The 13,889-nt window shown below is 73.7% G+C and carries 8 protein-coding genes and 2 pseudogenes; 8 read left to right on the top strand and 2 right to left on the bottom strand.

Features of this window, described 5'->3' with window-relative positions; genetic code table 11:
* Positions 1-171: 171 nt before the first annotated feature.
* From BS73_RS36835 to BS73_RS40560, 8 genes and pseudogenes are all read left to right on the top strand, one after another.
* A pseudogene (locus tag BS73_RS36835) lies at positions 172-1,662 on the top strand (sodium:solute symporter); the annotation flags it as partial.
* A gap of 145 nt (positions 1,663-1,807) precedes the next feature.
* A pseudogene (locus BS73_RS36830) lies at positions 1,808-3,046 on the top strand (anhydro-N-acetylmuramic acid kinase); the annotation flags it as partial.
* A 70-nt stretch (positions 3,047-3,116) separates the two neighbouring features.
* Entirely contained in the window at positions 3,117-4,016 is a 900-nt protein-coding gene (locus BS73_RS32930; RefSeq protein WP_037578015.1) for a LysR substrate-binding domain-containing protein, read from the top strand.
* A gap of 130 nt (positions 4,017-4,146) precedes the next feature.
* A complete protein-coding gene (locus BS73_RS32925; protein WP_037578014.1) occupies positions 4,147-5,877 on the top strand; it encodes an acyl-CoA dehydrogenase family protein in 1,731 nt (576 codons plus the stop codon).
* Entirely contained in the window at positions 5,870-7,126 is a 1,257-nt protein-coding gene (locus tag BS73_RS32920; protein WP_235215604.1) for a CaiB/BaiF CoA transferase family protein, read from the top strand. Before BS73_RS32925 ends, BS73_RS32920 begins: the two co-directional genes overlap by 8 nt.
* Before the next feature lie 5 nt (positions 7,127-7,131).
* Positions 7,132-8,304, top strand: coding sequence for an acyl-CoA dehydrogenase family protein (locus BS73_RS32915; protein ID WP_037578013.1), 1,173 nt, complete (start codon positions 7,132-7,134; stop codon positions 8,302-8,304).
* 279 nt (positions 8,305-8,583) lie between these two features.
* The gene (locus tag BS73_RS32910; RefSeq protein ID WP_037578012.1) at positions 8,584-9,255 is read left to right on the top strand and encodes a hypothetical protein; all 672 of its coding nucleotides are present in this window, start codon (positions 8,584-8,586) and stop codon (positions 9,253-9,255) included.
* Positions 9,248-10,390 carry an SRPBCC family protein gene (locus BS73_RS40560; RefSeq protein ID WP_037578011.1) on the top strand — a complete coding sequence of 381 codons (1,143 nt, stop codon included), beginning with the start codon at positions 9,248-9,250 and terminating at the stop codon, positions 10,388-10,390. The genes BS73_RS32910 and BS73_RS40560 overlap by 8 nt, the downstream gene beginning before the upstream one ends.
* A gap of 33 nt (positions 10,391-10,423) precedes the next feature.
* On the opposite strand, the gene BS73_RS32900 is transcribed toward BS73_RS40560, so the two are convergent.
* Positions 10,424-11,449, bottom strand: coding sequence for a glutathione S-transferase family protein (locus tag BS73_RS32900; protein WP_037578010.1), 1,026 nt, complete (start codon positions 11,447-11,449; stop codon positions 10,424-10,426).
* 80 nt (positions 11,450-11,529) lie between these two features.
* The gene (locus BS73_RS32895) at positions 11,530-13,743 is read right to left on the bottom strand and encodes an ATP-binding protein (RefSeq protein WP_063837115.1); all 2,214 of its coding nucleotides are present in this window, start codon (positions 13,741-13,743) and stop codon (positions 11,530-11,532) included.
* Between the last annotated feature and the right edge of the window lie 146 nt (positions 13,744-13,889).

Below are 13,889 nucleotides of genomic sequence, written 5' to 3'. Positions count from 1 at the left end.
CAATCGGCCAATTCCGCCACGCGGCGGACGCGCGCTCCCGGCCCCGCGGGCTGCGGCGCGAGGCCGTCGGCGGGGCCTTGTTCGGAGGCGATCGGTTCCCGTACGTTGAGGCACTCGGCGCGGCCCTGGATGTCCGTGCCAGGTGCGGATCCGTCTTCGGGGAGTGAGTCTGTGCGCGGCGTCGACCTGGTCGTGATCGTGGTGTACCTCGTCGTCGTCGCCTGGGTCGGGCTGCGTCTCTCGGGGCGCCAGAAGTCCGCCGCCGACTACTTCGTCGGCGAGCGGCGGATGCCGTGGTGGACGGTGTGCTTCTCGGTGGTGGCGACCGAGACCAGCGTGCTGACCGTGATCAGCATCCCCGGCGGGGCCGCCGGCGGCCAGGCCTTCGGCAACGTCGAGCTGGCACTGGGCTACGTCATCGGGCGGGTCGTGGTGGCGACCGTGCTGATCCCGCTCTACAAGCGGGGCGACTTCGTCAGCGCCTACCAGTACCTGGCGGAGCGGTTCGGGCCGCGGCTGCAGGGGATCGCCTCGATCGCCTTCGTCTTCACCCGGCTGCTCGCCGAGGGCGTCCGGCTCTTCGCCTCGGCGATCCCGATCAAGCTGCTGCTGGACGAGTTCGGCCTGCACATCGGCTACAAGCTGATCATCATCGTGCTGACCGTGATCACCGTCGGCTACACCTACCTCGGCGGCATCAAGGCGGTGATCTGGACCGACGTGATCCAGATGGGCCTGTACGCGGGCGGGGCGCTGCTGGCGATCGGCGTCCTCGGCGGGCATGTCGGCGGGCACGGCTTCGCCTCCGCGCTGCACGCCGGGAACTTCCGGGTCTTCGACACCGACTTCTCCGCCGCCCACGTGCTGACCAGCTCCTTCGCCCTGCCGACGGCAATCCTCGGCGGCGCGGTCTTCGCCATGGCCAGCCACGGTTCCGACCAGCTGATCGTCCAGCGGGTGCTGGCCTGCCGCACCCTGAGGGACGGTCAGAAGGCGATGATCGGCTCGGGAATCTTCGTCGCCGTGCAGTTCGCGGCGTTCTCCCTGGTGGGGGCGCTGCTGTGGGCGTACCACGGGGGGAGGACCTTCCAGCAGCTGGGGCTGAAGAGCTCCGACGACCTCTACCCGAGCTTCATCCTCCACGGGCTGCCGATCGGGATCTCCGGGCTGCTGGTGGCGGGCATCCTGGGGGCCGCGATGGGCTCGCTCTCCTCGGCGCTCAACTCGATGGCGAACTCCTCGGTCTCCGACATCGTCCACGGCCTGACCCGCTACCGGCCCTCCGAGGCGGCGATGCTGCGGCTGGGGCGGTGGACCACGCTGCTGTGGGCGGCGCTGATGGCGGTCTTCGCCTGCGGCTTCAGCTCCAGCACCGGCAACGTCTACCTGACCGCGCTGACCATCACCGGCTACAGCTACGGCGCGCTGCTCGGCGCCTTCCTGCTGGGGCGGCTGGTGCGCCGGGCCACCCAGCTGGACGCGATCATCGCCTTCCTGGCGACGGTGGCGGCGATGACCTACATCGTCCGGTATGTGAAGGTGGACGCCACCACGGCGGGCGTCACCGCGCCGGCCGGGATCGCGGCGCAGTGGCTGGTGCCGATCGGGGTGCTGATCACCCTGCTGGTGGGCGGGTCGGCCAGCCTCTGCCATCGACGACCGGCCGAGCGGGGGCGGGAACGGGAGGGGGCCGCGGCCGTCGCCGGAGCGGGGGCGCGCAGGCCGACGGCGGGACTCAGGCCGGGCCCGCGACGCAGGCCGGGCCCGCCGGGTCCGGCGCCGCCGGGGCCGGGGCGGGCGAGTGACCATGCGGGTGATCGGCCTGATGTCCGGCACCTCCTACGACGCGGTGGAGGCCGCCGCGGCCGAACTCGCCCTGGAGGACGGCGAGTTGCTGCTGCGCCCGCTGGGCGCGCTGACCCTTCCGCTGGACGCCGGGGTCCGTCGCCGGATCGCCGCCGTGCTGCCGCCGGCCGCGACCACCGTGGAGGCGGTCTGCCGACTGGACACCGAGCTCGGCCAGGTCTTCGCCGCCGCGGCCGTCCGCGCCGTCGAGGAGCTCTGCTCGGGCGCCGCCGACCTGGTGGTCTCGCACGGGCAGACGGTCCACCACTGGGTGGAGGACGGACGGGTGCGCGGCACCCTCCAACTCGGGCAGCCCGCCTGGATCGCCGAGGCGACCGGGCTCCCGGTCGTCTCCGACCTGCGCAGCCGGGACGTGGCGGCGGGCGGCCAGGGCGCCCCGCTGGTCGGCCTCTTCGACACCCTGCTGCTGCGCGGGCACGAGGCCGGCGACGGGCACGGCGACCGGCACGGCGACGGCCCCGGCGACGGCCACGGCGACCGGCACGCCCCCGGCCCGGGCGTCCGGGCCGCGCTCAACCTCGGCGGCATCGCCAACATCACCGTGGTGCCCGCCGATCCGGACGCCGCCCCGCTGGCCTTCGACACCGGCCCGGCGAACGCCCTGATCGACGCCGCCGTGCGCGAGTTCAGCGGCGGCGCACGGGACTTCGACGAGGACGGCCGCGGCGCCGCGGCCGGGCGGGTCCACCCCGGCCTCCTCGCCCGGCTCCTCGCCGACCCCTACTACCGCCGCCCCGCCCCCAAGTCCACCGGCAAGGAGCACTTCCACCTCCCCTATCTGCGGACCGCGCTGGCCGCAGAGCCGGTCCCGGACCAGGACGACGTGCTGGCCACCCTCACCCGCCTCACCGCGGTGACCGTCGCCGAGGCCTGCCGCGCCCACGGCGTCGGCGAGCTCTTCGCCTCCGGCGGCGGCGCCCGCAATCCGACGCTGATGCGGATGCTCGCCGAGGAGGCCCCGGAGCTGCGCATCGCCCCCAGCGCCGAGCTGGGGGTGGACGGCACGGCCAAGGAGGCGCTGGCCTTCGCCGTGCTGGGCTTCCTCACCGTGCACGGGCTGCCCGCCTCCGTACCCTCCTGCACGGGCGCCCGCCGGGCCGCCGTGCTGGGCTCCCTCACCCCCGGCTGCGGGCCGCTGACCCTGCCCGCCGCCCCCGGCGCCGGCCCCGCACTCCCCCGCGCGCGCTCCGCGTTCTGCGCTCCCCGTAGGTTGTGCGGGTGGCGTTCTGCGCTCCCCGTAGGTTGTGCGGGTGGAACTCCGTCATCTCACCGCCTTCGTCGCCGTCGCCGAAGAGCTCCACTTCGGGCGGGCCGCGGCCCGGCTGCACATGGCCCAGCCGCCGCTCAGCCAGCAGATCCGGCTGCTGGAGCGGGATCTCGGCGCCTCCCTCTTCGAGCGCAGCACCCGCTCGGTGCGGCTGACCGCGGCCGGCGAGGCGCTGCTCGCCCCAGCCCGCCGGGTGCTCGCCGAGGCCTCCGCCGCCCAGCGCGCGGTACGGGCCGCGTCGGCGGGCGAGGTGGGACGGGTCAGCATCGGCTTCGCGGGGGCCAGCAGCTACGCCGTCCTCCCCCGGCTCACCAGGGCGGTCACCTCGGAGCTGCCCGGGATCGAGTTCGTGCTGCGCGGCCAGACCTTCGCCGGGGAGGCGGAGGCGCGGATCGCGGACGGCTCGCTGGACCTGGGCTTCGTCGCGCTGCCGGTGGCGCCCGGGCTCTCCACCCGGGTGGTGCGGGCCGAGCGTCTTGTGGCGGCGCTGCCGGACACCCATCCGCTGGCCGAGCGGGCGGAGATCGGGGTGGCCGAGCTGGCCGGCGAGCGCTTCGTCTCCTTTCCGCCGCAGCGCGGCTCGGCGGTGCGGGACGCCAGCGTGCAGATGTTCCTCAACGCGGGCATCCGCCCCACCGTGATCCAGGAGGCGCCGGACGCGTACAACCTGCTGACCCTGGTCGGCGCCGGGGTCGGCATCGCGATCGTGGTCGACTCGGCCCGGACGATCCGGATGGAGCAGGTCGCCTACCGCGCGCTGCGCGGGGACGTGCCGGTCCTGCCGATCGCCCTGGCCTGGCGCTCGGACAACTCCTCGGCCGCGCTGCGGGCGGTGCTCCGGGTCGCCGAGAAGGCGCTGCCCACCCCGGCCGACTACGAGTAGGCGGGACGACCGGGACCATGGCGGCGATTATGACGAATGAGGTATCACCGGTAGGCCGAATCAGTATTGGACTGGTCCTAATTTCCGCGCCAGAGTGGCCTGCGTCTCATACCGAGTAAGGACGCCGATGATGACTCCTGACTTCGCCGAACGCGACCCCGCGCTGCGGCCCATGCTGGACCGGGTGCTCTCCGCCGAGGACCGCGAGCGGATCGAGCCGGTGCTCGCGGACGCCGGCGCGGTGGCCGCCGGAGAGCTGGACGCGCTGGCCGCGGTGGCCGACGCCAACCCGCCCGTGCTCCGCCCGTACTCGCCCTCCGGCGAACGGATCGACGAGGTCGACTTCCACCCCGCCTACCGCCGGATGTGCGAACTCGCCTTCGAGCGCTTCGGCCTGGCCGCCATGTCGCACCGGAGCGGCGTCCACGGCTGGCCGACCAGGGCCCCGCACGTCGCCAAGTACGCGATCTCCTACCTCTTCGTGCAGGCCGAGTTCGGGCTCGCCTGCCCGGTCTCGATGACCGACTCGGCGGCCCGGGTGCTGCGGCTCTTCGACCCCGAGCGGTACGCCGCCGAGATCGACGCGCTCAGCGCCACCGATCTGGACCGGCTCGCCACCGGCGCGATGTTCATGACGGAGCGTCAGGGCGGCACCGACATCGCACAGACCGCCACCGAGGCCACCGACCGCGGCGACCACTGGACCCTGCGCGGGCAGAAGTGGTTCGCCTCCAACGTCACCGCGGACGTGGTGCTCACCCTGGCCAGGGTGCCCGGCCAGGGCGAGGGGACGCGCGGGCTGGGGATGTTCCTGGTCCCGCGGCTGCGCCCGGACGGCACCCGCAACTCCGTCCGGATCGACCGGCTGAAGGAGAAGCTCGGCGCCCGCTCGATGGCCAGCGGCGAGGTCACCCTGGAGGACGCGTACGCGCTGCCGGTCGGCCGGCTCGACCGCGGCTTCCTGCAGATGGCCGAGATGCTCAACGTCTCGCGGCTGTCCAACGCGATGCGCTCCTCGGCGCTGATGCGGCGGGCCGTGCGCGAGTCGGTGGACCACACCCGCGAGCGGGCGGTCTTCGGCAAGCCGCTCTTCGACCAGCCGCTGATGCGCGCGACCCTGCTGCCGATGCTCCTCACCGCGGAGGCCTCGCTGGCCCTGGTGCTGGAGTCGGCGGCCCAGCTGGACGCGGCGGACGCGGGCGAGGAGTCCGCCCGCGAACTGGTCCGGATCCTCACCCCGATGGCCAAGCACCTGGTCTGCAAGGAGGCCAGGGCGGTCACCGGCGAGTCGATGGAGATCCGCGGCGGCAACGGCTACATCGAGGACTGGGTCGACCCCCGGCTGCTGCGCGACGCCCATCTGGGCTCGATCTGGGAGGGCTCCTCCAACGTCATCGCACTGGACGTGCTGCGCTGCATGCGCCGCTCCGGCAACCACCGGCTGCTGGCGGACGCCTACCGGGCCCGGCTCAAGGCCCTCGGCGCCGCGGCCGCCGAACTGGCCGCCCCGGTGGCCGCGTTGGATCGGTACTGGGCCGAACTCCTGGCGGCCGGCGACGCGTTGCTGGCCGCCCCGGAGGAGGAGCAGCAGTACGCGATCGGCGAGTACACCGACGACCTCGCGCGGGCGGTGATGGCCACGGTGCTGCTGGAGCAGGCGGAGTTCGAGAGCGGGGACGGCGCGAAGGCCGACCGCGGCCACCGCGGGCTGATGGTGGCCAACGCCTGGCTCTCGCTGGCCCTCGGCGCCCGCCCCTCCGCGCTGCGCCCGGCCCTCGCCCGGCTGCCCGAGCTGGCCGACGGCGGTGCGGTCCCGCTCGCCGAGGCGCAGGCCGCGCTGGTGGTGGACTCCCGTGTCTGACCTGAACGAGGTGTCCGAGGTGTCCGACGTGTCCGGCAAGCCCGCAGAGGGCTTCCAGGGGCCGCTGGCCGGCCTGCGGGTGGTGGACCTGTCGAAGATCCTGGCCGGCCCGTACACCACCATGTCGCTGGCCGACCTCGGCGCCGAGGTGACCAAGGTCGAGCACCCGGACGGCGGCGACCCCACCCGCAAGTGGGGTCCGCCCTTCAACGGCCCGGACGCCACCTACTATCTGGCCGCCAACCGCAACAAGCGCTCGGTGACCCTGGACCTGAAGTCCGCGGAGGGCCAGGAGGCCGTCCACCGGATGCTGGCCGGGGCGGACGTGCTGGTGGAGAACTTCAAGCCGGGCAGCAGCCTGGCCGAGGTCTTCCGCTACGACCTGCTCAGCGAGCGCTACCCGCGCCTGGTGGTGCTGCACATCTCCGCCTTCGGCGAGACCGGCCCGCTGAGGCTGGAGCCCGGCTACGACATGGTCGCCCAGGCCTCCGCCGGGCTGATGTCGCTGACCGGCGAGCCGGACGGGCCGCCGGTCAAGGCCGGCTACGCGATGGGCGACCTGGGCGCGGCGCTCTTCGGCACCATCGGCGTCACCTCGGCCCTGGTCGAGCGCGAACGCACCGGCCGCGGCCAGTACCTGACGACCTCCCTCTACGAGACCCAGCTGGCCCTCCACATCAACTGGGCCACCGCCTACTTCGCCACCGGCGAGACGCCGACCCGGCTCGGCTCCGGGCACCCCAGCCTGGTGCCGTACCAGGCCTATCCGGCGCAGGACGGCTACTTCGTGATCGCGGTCGGCAACGACGCGATGTTCCAGCAGCTCTGCCGGCTGCTGGAGCGTCCTGACCTGGCCGCCGATCCGCGCTTCACCCGCAACCGGGACCGGGTGGAGCACCGCAAGGAGCTCAACGCCGAACTGGAGGCGGTCCTCGGCACGGACACCGTGGGGAACTGGTGCGCGCTGCTCAAGGCCGGCGGGGTGCCGGTCACCCCGATCCGCGGACTGGACGAGGTCTACGGCTCGGAGCAGACCGCCGCCCTGGGCATGGTCCGCACCGTCGAGCACCCGGAGGCGGGCCCGCTCCAGCAGGTGGCCTTCCCGGTCAACTTCCGCGGCGAGCGGCCCGCCGTGCGCAGCGCGCCGCCCACCCTCGGCCAGCACAACCACGAGGTGCTCTCCGCCCTCGGCTACGACGACGACGCCATCGCCCGCCTGACCGGAACCACCGATCCCGAGGAAGACTGAACGCCATGAGCAACCCTCAGACCGATCCGCTGGGCTTCGACGACCTGCTGGGAGAGGAGGACCTGGCCATCCGGGACACCGTCCGCGCCTGGTGCGAGCGCCGCGTGCTGCCGCAGGTCGCCGAGTGGTACGAGCGCGGGGAGCTGCCCGAGGTCCGCGAACTCGCCCGCGAGCTGGGCGGGTTGGGCGCCCTCGGGATGCACCTGGAGGGCTACGGCTGCGCCGGTGCCACCGCCGTCCAGTACGGCCTGGCCTGCCTGGAGCTGGAGGCCGCGGACTCCGGGCTGCGCTCGCTGGTCTCCGTCCAGGGCTCGCTGGCGATGTACGCGATCCACCGCTGGGGCAGCGAGGAGCAGAAGCAGAACTGGCTGCCGCGGATGGCCGCCGGCGAGGCGATCGGCTGCTTCGGCCTGACCGAGCCGGACCACGGCTCCGACCCGGCCTCGATGCGCACCCGCGCCAAGCGCGACGGCTCGGACTGGGTCCTGGACGGCCGCAAGATGTGGATCACCAACGGCTCGGTGGCCTCGGTGGCCGTCGTCTGGGCGCAGACCGAGGAGGGCGTGCGCGGCTTCGTCGTGCCGGCCGACACCCCCGGCTTCTCCGCCCCGGAGATCAAGCACAAGGCCTCCCTTCGGGCCTCGGTCACCAGCGAGCTGGTGCTGGACGGCGTGCGGCTGCCGGCCGACGCGGTGCTGCCGGAGGTCAAGGGCCTCAAGGGCCCCCTCTCCTGCCTCAACCAGGCCCGCTACGGCATCGTCTGGGGGGCGCTCGGCGCCGCCCGCTCCTGCCTGGAGTCGGCCCGCGAGTACGCCATCGGCCGCGAGCAGTTCGGCCGGCCGATCGCCGGGTTCCAGCTGACCCAGGCCAAGCTGGCCGACATGTCCCTGGAGCTGAACAAGGGCCTGCTGCTCGCGCTGCACCTGGGCCGCCGGATGGACGCCGGCACCCTCCGCCCGGAGCAGGTCAGCTACGGCAAGCTGAACTCCGTCCGGGAGGCCATCGAGATCGCCCGCACCGCCCGCACCATCCTGGGCGCCAACGGCATCAGCTACGAGTACCCGGTCATGCGCCACGCGGCCAACCTGGAGTCCGTCCTCACCTACGAGGGCACCGTGGAGATGCACCAGCTCGTCATCGGCAAGACCCTCACCGGCCAGGACGCCTTCCGCGGCTGAGCCCTGGCCGGCTCGCCTCTGTCGACTCGGCTCGGAAGGAACGGATCAGCCGGCCGGAGTGCGGGCACTCCGGCCGGGACCGGCGGCGTGGACGTCCACGCCGCCGGCGGCCGTTTGGCGCCGGGGAGCCCGGGCAGCCCTCGCCGGGAGGGCGGGCGCCGGGGGAACACCGCATGGCCTCGGAGGGCCGGGGTAGGGGCCCGGGAGGTAGGGAAATGGTGTTCAACCTGAGCCCGTTCGCACGCTTTCGGGCGCCTTCTGTGATGGAGAGATGAGGCGATGAAGAACACAGGCAAGATCGCTGTCGCCGTGGCCGGCGGCTACCTGCTGGGACGGGGCCACAACGCCAAGCTCGCGATCGGACTGGGCCTCTGGCTCACCGGCAAGAAGATCAGCATCGACCCGGCACGCCTGCCCGAGCTGGTGCAACGCCTGCCGATACTCGGGGAGTTGAACGAGCAGGTACGAGGTGATCTGACCCGGATCGGCAAGGAGGTCGGCAGCAAGGCGCTGACCGCGCAGGGCGACCGGCTGGCCGACGCGCTGAACCGCCGCACCGAGAGCCTACGCGGAGCCGCCTCGGCCGCCGCCGACGGCGGCGCGGACGCGGAGGAGGACGCGGAGGAGCCGGAGGACGAGAACGAGTCCGCCGACCGGGAGGAGGAGTCCGGGACCGCGCGGGCGTCGAAGTCCTCCCGGGACGGCTCCGACGACGGCTCCGACGAGAACTCCGGCAAGGGCTCCGAGAACGGCGGGGAGCGCGGCTCCGCCCAGTCCCGCACCCGCCCTTCGCGCCCGGCGAAGACCGCGGACGCGGCGAGCCGGCCGGCCCGCGGTGCCGCGCGCAAGCCGGCGTCCGGCGCCAAGCGCGCCGCCTCCAGTGCCGCCCACACCCCGGCCCGCAAGCGCGCCACCGCCAAGCGGACGGACGGGGGTGGCCGCAATGGCTGACAGCGCACTCGGCAACTCCCGCCTGGGCGACGCCCTCCAGGACTATCTGCGGGCCCGCACCGAGCACGCACTGAACGGACTGGGCCGGAAGGTCGGCGAGGCCACAGCGAAACTCACCGAGAACCCCGGCGCCCTCACCGAGAGCCTCACCGGCGGCAAGAGCCCCGGCGCGGCCCTCGCGAAGGTGGGTGCCGACCAGCTGAAGCAGCAGATCAAGGACCGGACCATCGGCGGTGTGAAGGAGCGCCTCGGCGGTCTTCTCGGCAAGGGGCGCGGCGGCAAGGGCCGCGGCGGCGCCGGCGGGCGGTCGATCACCATTGTCGAGGACATCGACGTCGGCGTCCCGGTCCGCACCGCCTACGACCAGTGGACGCAGTTCCAGGAGTTCCCGACCTGGGCGCACGGCGTCAAGAGCGTGGACCGGGCGGACGACGTCACCTCCAACTGGAAGGCCAAGGTCTTCTGGTCCACCCGGAGTTGGCAGGGCAAGGTGATCGAGCAGGTGCCGGACGAGCGGATCGCCTGGTCCTCGGAGGGCGCCAAGGGCACCACCAAGGGCGTCGTCACCTTCCACTCGCTGGGTCCGAACCTCACCAAGGTGCTGCTGGTCATCGAGTACTTCCCGAAGGGCCTCTTCGAGAAGACCGGCAACATCTGGCGCGCCCAGGGCCGGCGGGCCCGCCTGGACCTCAAGCTCTACCGGCGCTTCATCAGCACCCGCAACGAGTCGACCGGCGCCTGGCGCGGCGAGATCCGCGACGGCGAGGTGGTCCTCTCCCACGAGGACGCCGTCCAGGAGGAAGAGGAGTCCTCGGCGCAGGACCAGGAGCAGGAGCGGGAGGAGGACCGGGAGCGGGAGGAGGATCTGGCGCCGGAGGACGAGGCGTCGGCCGAGGAGCCCGAGGAGCCCGAATCGGCCGAGGAGCCCGAAGGCCCGGACGAGCTCGACGAGTTCGGGGACGAGCTCCCGGAGGAGGACCTCCCCGAGGAGGAACTGCCCGAGGAGGAGGACGAGCTCCCCGAGGAGGAGGACGAGCTCCCCGAGGAGGAGGACGAGGAGGCCGACGAACTCGACGAGTACCCGGACGAGGAGGCCGAAGCGACCCCCCGCCGCCGGGCGCCGGCCCGCCGCTGAGGCCCGCCGACGCGCCGACGTGCCGAGGCGCCGTCAGCGCACCCAGTGCTCCGCCGGGACCGCCTCTCCCGGGGCGGTCGGGCCCGGCGGCGTGCCGTCGCCGAAGGGCCGGCCGCCCAGGGCCTCGCGGCCGTGGGGGGTGAGCCAACCGGTGAGGTCGGGCCCCGCCGGGACGATCCCGGTCGGGTTGATGGACGAGTGGACCACGTAGTAGTGGCGCTTGATGTGGGCGAAGTCGACGGTGTCGCCGAAGCCCGGGGTCTGGAAGAGGTCCCGGGCGTAGGCCCACAGCACCGGCAGCTCGGTCAGCTTGGCGCGGTTGCACTTGAAGTGCCCGTGGTACACCGCGTCGAAGCGGACCAGGGTGGTGAAGAGCCGCACGTCGGCCTCGGTGATGGTGTCGCCGACCAGGTAGCGCCGGTCCGCGAGGCGTTCGCCCAGCCAGTCGAGGCGGGCGAACAGCCGCTGGTACGCGGCCTCGTAGGCGGACTGGCCGGTCGCGAAGCCGGCCTGGTAGACCCCGTTGTTGACGTCCCGGTAGACCAGCTCGCCGACCTCCTCGATCTCCTCCCGGTGGGCCTCCGGATAGAGGTCGGGGGCGCCGTCCCGGTGGTACGCGGTCCACTCGGTCTCCAGGTCGACGGTGATCCGCGGGTAGTCGTTGGTGACCACGGCGCCGGACGGGATGTCGACCATCGCCGGCACCGTCACCCCGCGGTCGTAGCCCGGCTCGGCCTTCTCGTAGGCCTCGGCGAGCCGCTCGATGCCGAGCACCGGGTCCACTCCCCCGGGGTCCAGGTCGAAGGTCCAGCTGCGCTCGTCGTGGGTCGGCCCGGCGACGGCCATCGACAGCGCGGGCTCCAGGCCCAGCAGTCGGCGCACGATCACCGCCCGGCTGGCCCACGGGCAGGCCCGGGAGACCACCAGCCGGTAGCGTCCAGGCTCCACCGGCCAGCCGTCCCGCCCGTCCGCGGTGATCCGGGCGTCCAGGTAGCGGGTGTCCCGGACGAACGCCCCGCGTTCCCCGTTCTGCGTCGTCTCCGCCTTCTCCGCGCTCATGGCTGCTCCCTTCGTCCCCCGGGCCCGTCGGGTCGCGGGCCGCGACACGGCAACACCATCGATGATGCCGTGACGGGGCGTCACCCGCCCGACAGGGCGCGCCCGACCGCGCCGTCCGGGCTCAGCGCGGCGCCCCTGCGGTACGCGGCCTCGTACGCCTGGTCGCCGAGGGCCTTCCGGGCCAGCGCCTCGCAGCGCAGATGGGGGGCGTTGAAGTGCTTGGAGCCGAAGAGCTGCGGACCGACCGCGGTCCAGATCCGCCCGGCCCCGCCCTGGAGCACCGCGGCCTGCTCGGGCCGGCCGCGCAGCGCGGCGAAGAGGGCCAGCAGCTCCATCGGCAGCGCGGTACCGAGGAGGTCGTGGAAGGCGTGGTTGATCCGCAGGGCCTCGCCGGCCAGTTCGGTGGCGCGGTCCAGCTCGCCGTCGGCCAGCTCGGCCTGGGCCAGCACGTAGAGGGCGTAGGCGAGCGACCACTGCTCGCCGTGCTCGGCGCAGATCGCGCGGACCTCCGTGCACAGGTCGACGGCCCGGTCCAGCTGGCCCTGGAAGGCCAGCGCCATGGCCAGCTCCACCTGGCCCATCAGCACGTTGCTGTTGAGCTCGCCCTGCTCCCGGTAGCGGTCGAGCGCCTCGGTGAAGAGCTTCTCCGCGAGGGCGTGCTCGTCCTGGAGCAGCGCGGCGCAGCCGAGCCGGTGGACGGCGTAGGCCAGCGCGCGCTGGTCGCCGGCGGCCCTGGCCTGCTCCCTGCACTCCTCCAGCATCCGGGTCGCGGCCGGGTAGTCGCCCTGGAGGGTGGCGATGTATCCGTTCACCCAGAGCGCCTTGGCCCGCTCGGGGCCGCGTTCGGCGCCGTGCTCGGGGTCGCGGCTGAGGGCGAGGACACGGTCCAGCCACTGCCGGCCCTCGGCGAGGAAGCCGCAGCCGACCCAGTAGTACCAGAGGGTGCCGGCCAGGTGGAGGCCGCGCCGCAGCTCCCCGGGGGTGGTCAGGCAGTACTCCAGGGCCGCGCGGAGGTTGGCCCGCTCGGCCTGTGCGGCGCGGAAGACGGCCGACTGGGCGGGGCCGAACCAGGAGCGCTCGCCGTGCTCGGCGAAGCGGATGTAGTGGTCACGGTGGCGGCGGCTCAGCCGGGCGCCCTCGCCGTCGCCGATCATGGCCAGCCACTGGCCGCCGTACTCCCGGACCGTGTCGAGCATCCGCAGCCGGGGGCCGGCCGGGGTGGACTCCCGGTCCACGATCGACTTGTCGACCAACGCGGCCACCCCCTCGCGGACCGCGCCCGCCGTCAACCGGGCGTCGGAGCACACCTCCTGGGCGGCGTCCGGGTCGCAGTCGCCGCCGAAGACGGAGAGCCGGGACCAGAGCAGCCGCTCGGCGGGCGAGCAGAGCTCGTGGCTCCAGCCGATGGTGGTGCGCAGCGCCTGGTGGCGGGCGGGGATGCCGTCCGGCCAGTCCACGTCGATGTCGGTGACGTCCACCTCGTCGTCGGTCAGGAGCAGGAAGCGGTCGTCGAGGTGGGCGAGGATCTCGTCCACCGTCATCCCGCGCAGCCGCCTGGCCGCGAGTTCGATGGCCAGCGGGATGCCCTCCAGCCGCTCGCAGAGCCGGGTGACGGCGGGGCGGTTGCGGTCGTCGACGGTGAAGCCGGGGCGGACGCCGGCGGCCCGGTCCGCGAAGAGCGCGGCGCCCTCGGCGGGGGCCGGGAGCGGTGGGACGACGACGGTGCGCTCGCCGGGGGCGCCGAGCGCCTGCCGGCTGGTGGCCAGGATCCGCAGTCCGGGGGCGGCGGCCAGCAGGTCGGTGAGGAACCCCCGGCAGTGCGGGGCGAGATGCTCGCAGCTGTCGGCGATCAGCAGCAGCCGCTTGTCCGCGAGATGCTCGCGGAGCACCTCGACGGGGTGGCGGGTGGTCTGGTCGGTGGCGCCCAGCGCCTCGCAGACGGTGAGGCCGAGCAGCCGGGCGTCCTTCAGCCGGGAGAGCTCCACCAGCCAGGCGCCGTCCGGAAAGGCGGTCGGAGAGGCGGCCGGGCGGCCGAGGCCGGCCGCGCTTGCCGCGGCGCGCAGGGCGAGGCGGGTCTTCCCCACCCCGCCGACGCCGGTCAGGGTGATCAGCCGGGAACCGCGGTCCGGCCCGTCGGCCGCCGCCGCGGGGGCGGTGAGGAGCCGCGCGAGGGTGTCCAGCTCGGCGGCGCGCCCGATGAAGCTGGTCCACTCGCCGGGCAGATTGCCGTGCTCCCCGAGGCAGTCGCCGTCGGCGCCGCCTCTCCGGCCGGCCGGCCCCACAGGCTCCGACATCGCCCCGCCTCCCCGTCGAAAATCGCCATGGTCGCCACCAGCTATACCGGGAGTGACGGAGCCGCACCACCGGTTGGATCCAGAGGTCCGAACCGGCCGTGTTTCCGACACTTCGGTCTCGATACGGGGCCGTTCCGGGCGGCGAA

Origin of the sequence: Phaeacidiphilus oryzae TH49 (assembly GCF_000744815.1) — a bacterium.
Lineage (GTDB): Bacteria > Actinomycetota > Actinomycetes > Streptomycetales > Streptomycetaceae > Phaeacidiphilus > Phaeacidiphilus oryzae.
This window is presented reverse-complemented; position numbering and strand designations above follow the sequence as displayed.

Coding starts and splice junctions, on each gene's coding strand:
- BS73_RS32910 (WP_037578012.1), top strand. CDS start 8,584: ATGAAGAACACAGGCAAGATCGCTGTCGCCGTGGCCGGCGGCTACCTG.
- BS73_RS32895 (WP_063837115.1), bottom strand. CDS start 13,743: ATGTCGGAGCCTGTGGGGCCGGCCGGCCGGAGAGGCGGCGCCGACGGC.
- BS73_RS32900 (WP_037578010.1), bottom strand. CDS start 11,449: ATGAGCGCGGAGAAGGCGGAGACGACGCAGAACGGGGAACGCGGGGCG.
- BS73_RS32915 (WP_037578013.1), top strand. CDS start 7,132: ATGAGCAACCCTCAGACCGATCCGCTGGGCTTCGACGACCTGCTGGGA.
- BS73_RS40560 (WP_037578011.1), top strand. CDS start 9,248: ATGGCTGACAGCGCACTCGGCAACTCCCGCCTGGGCGACGCCCTCCAG.
- BS73_RS32925 (WP_037578014.1), top strand. CDS start 4,147: ATGACTCCTGACTTCGCCGAACGCGACCCCGCGCTGCGGCCCATGCTG.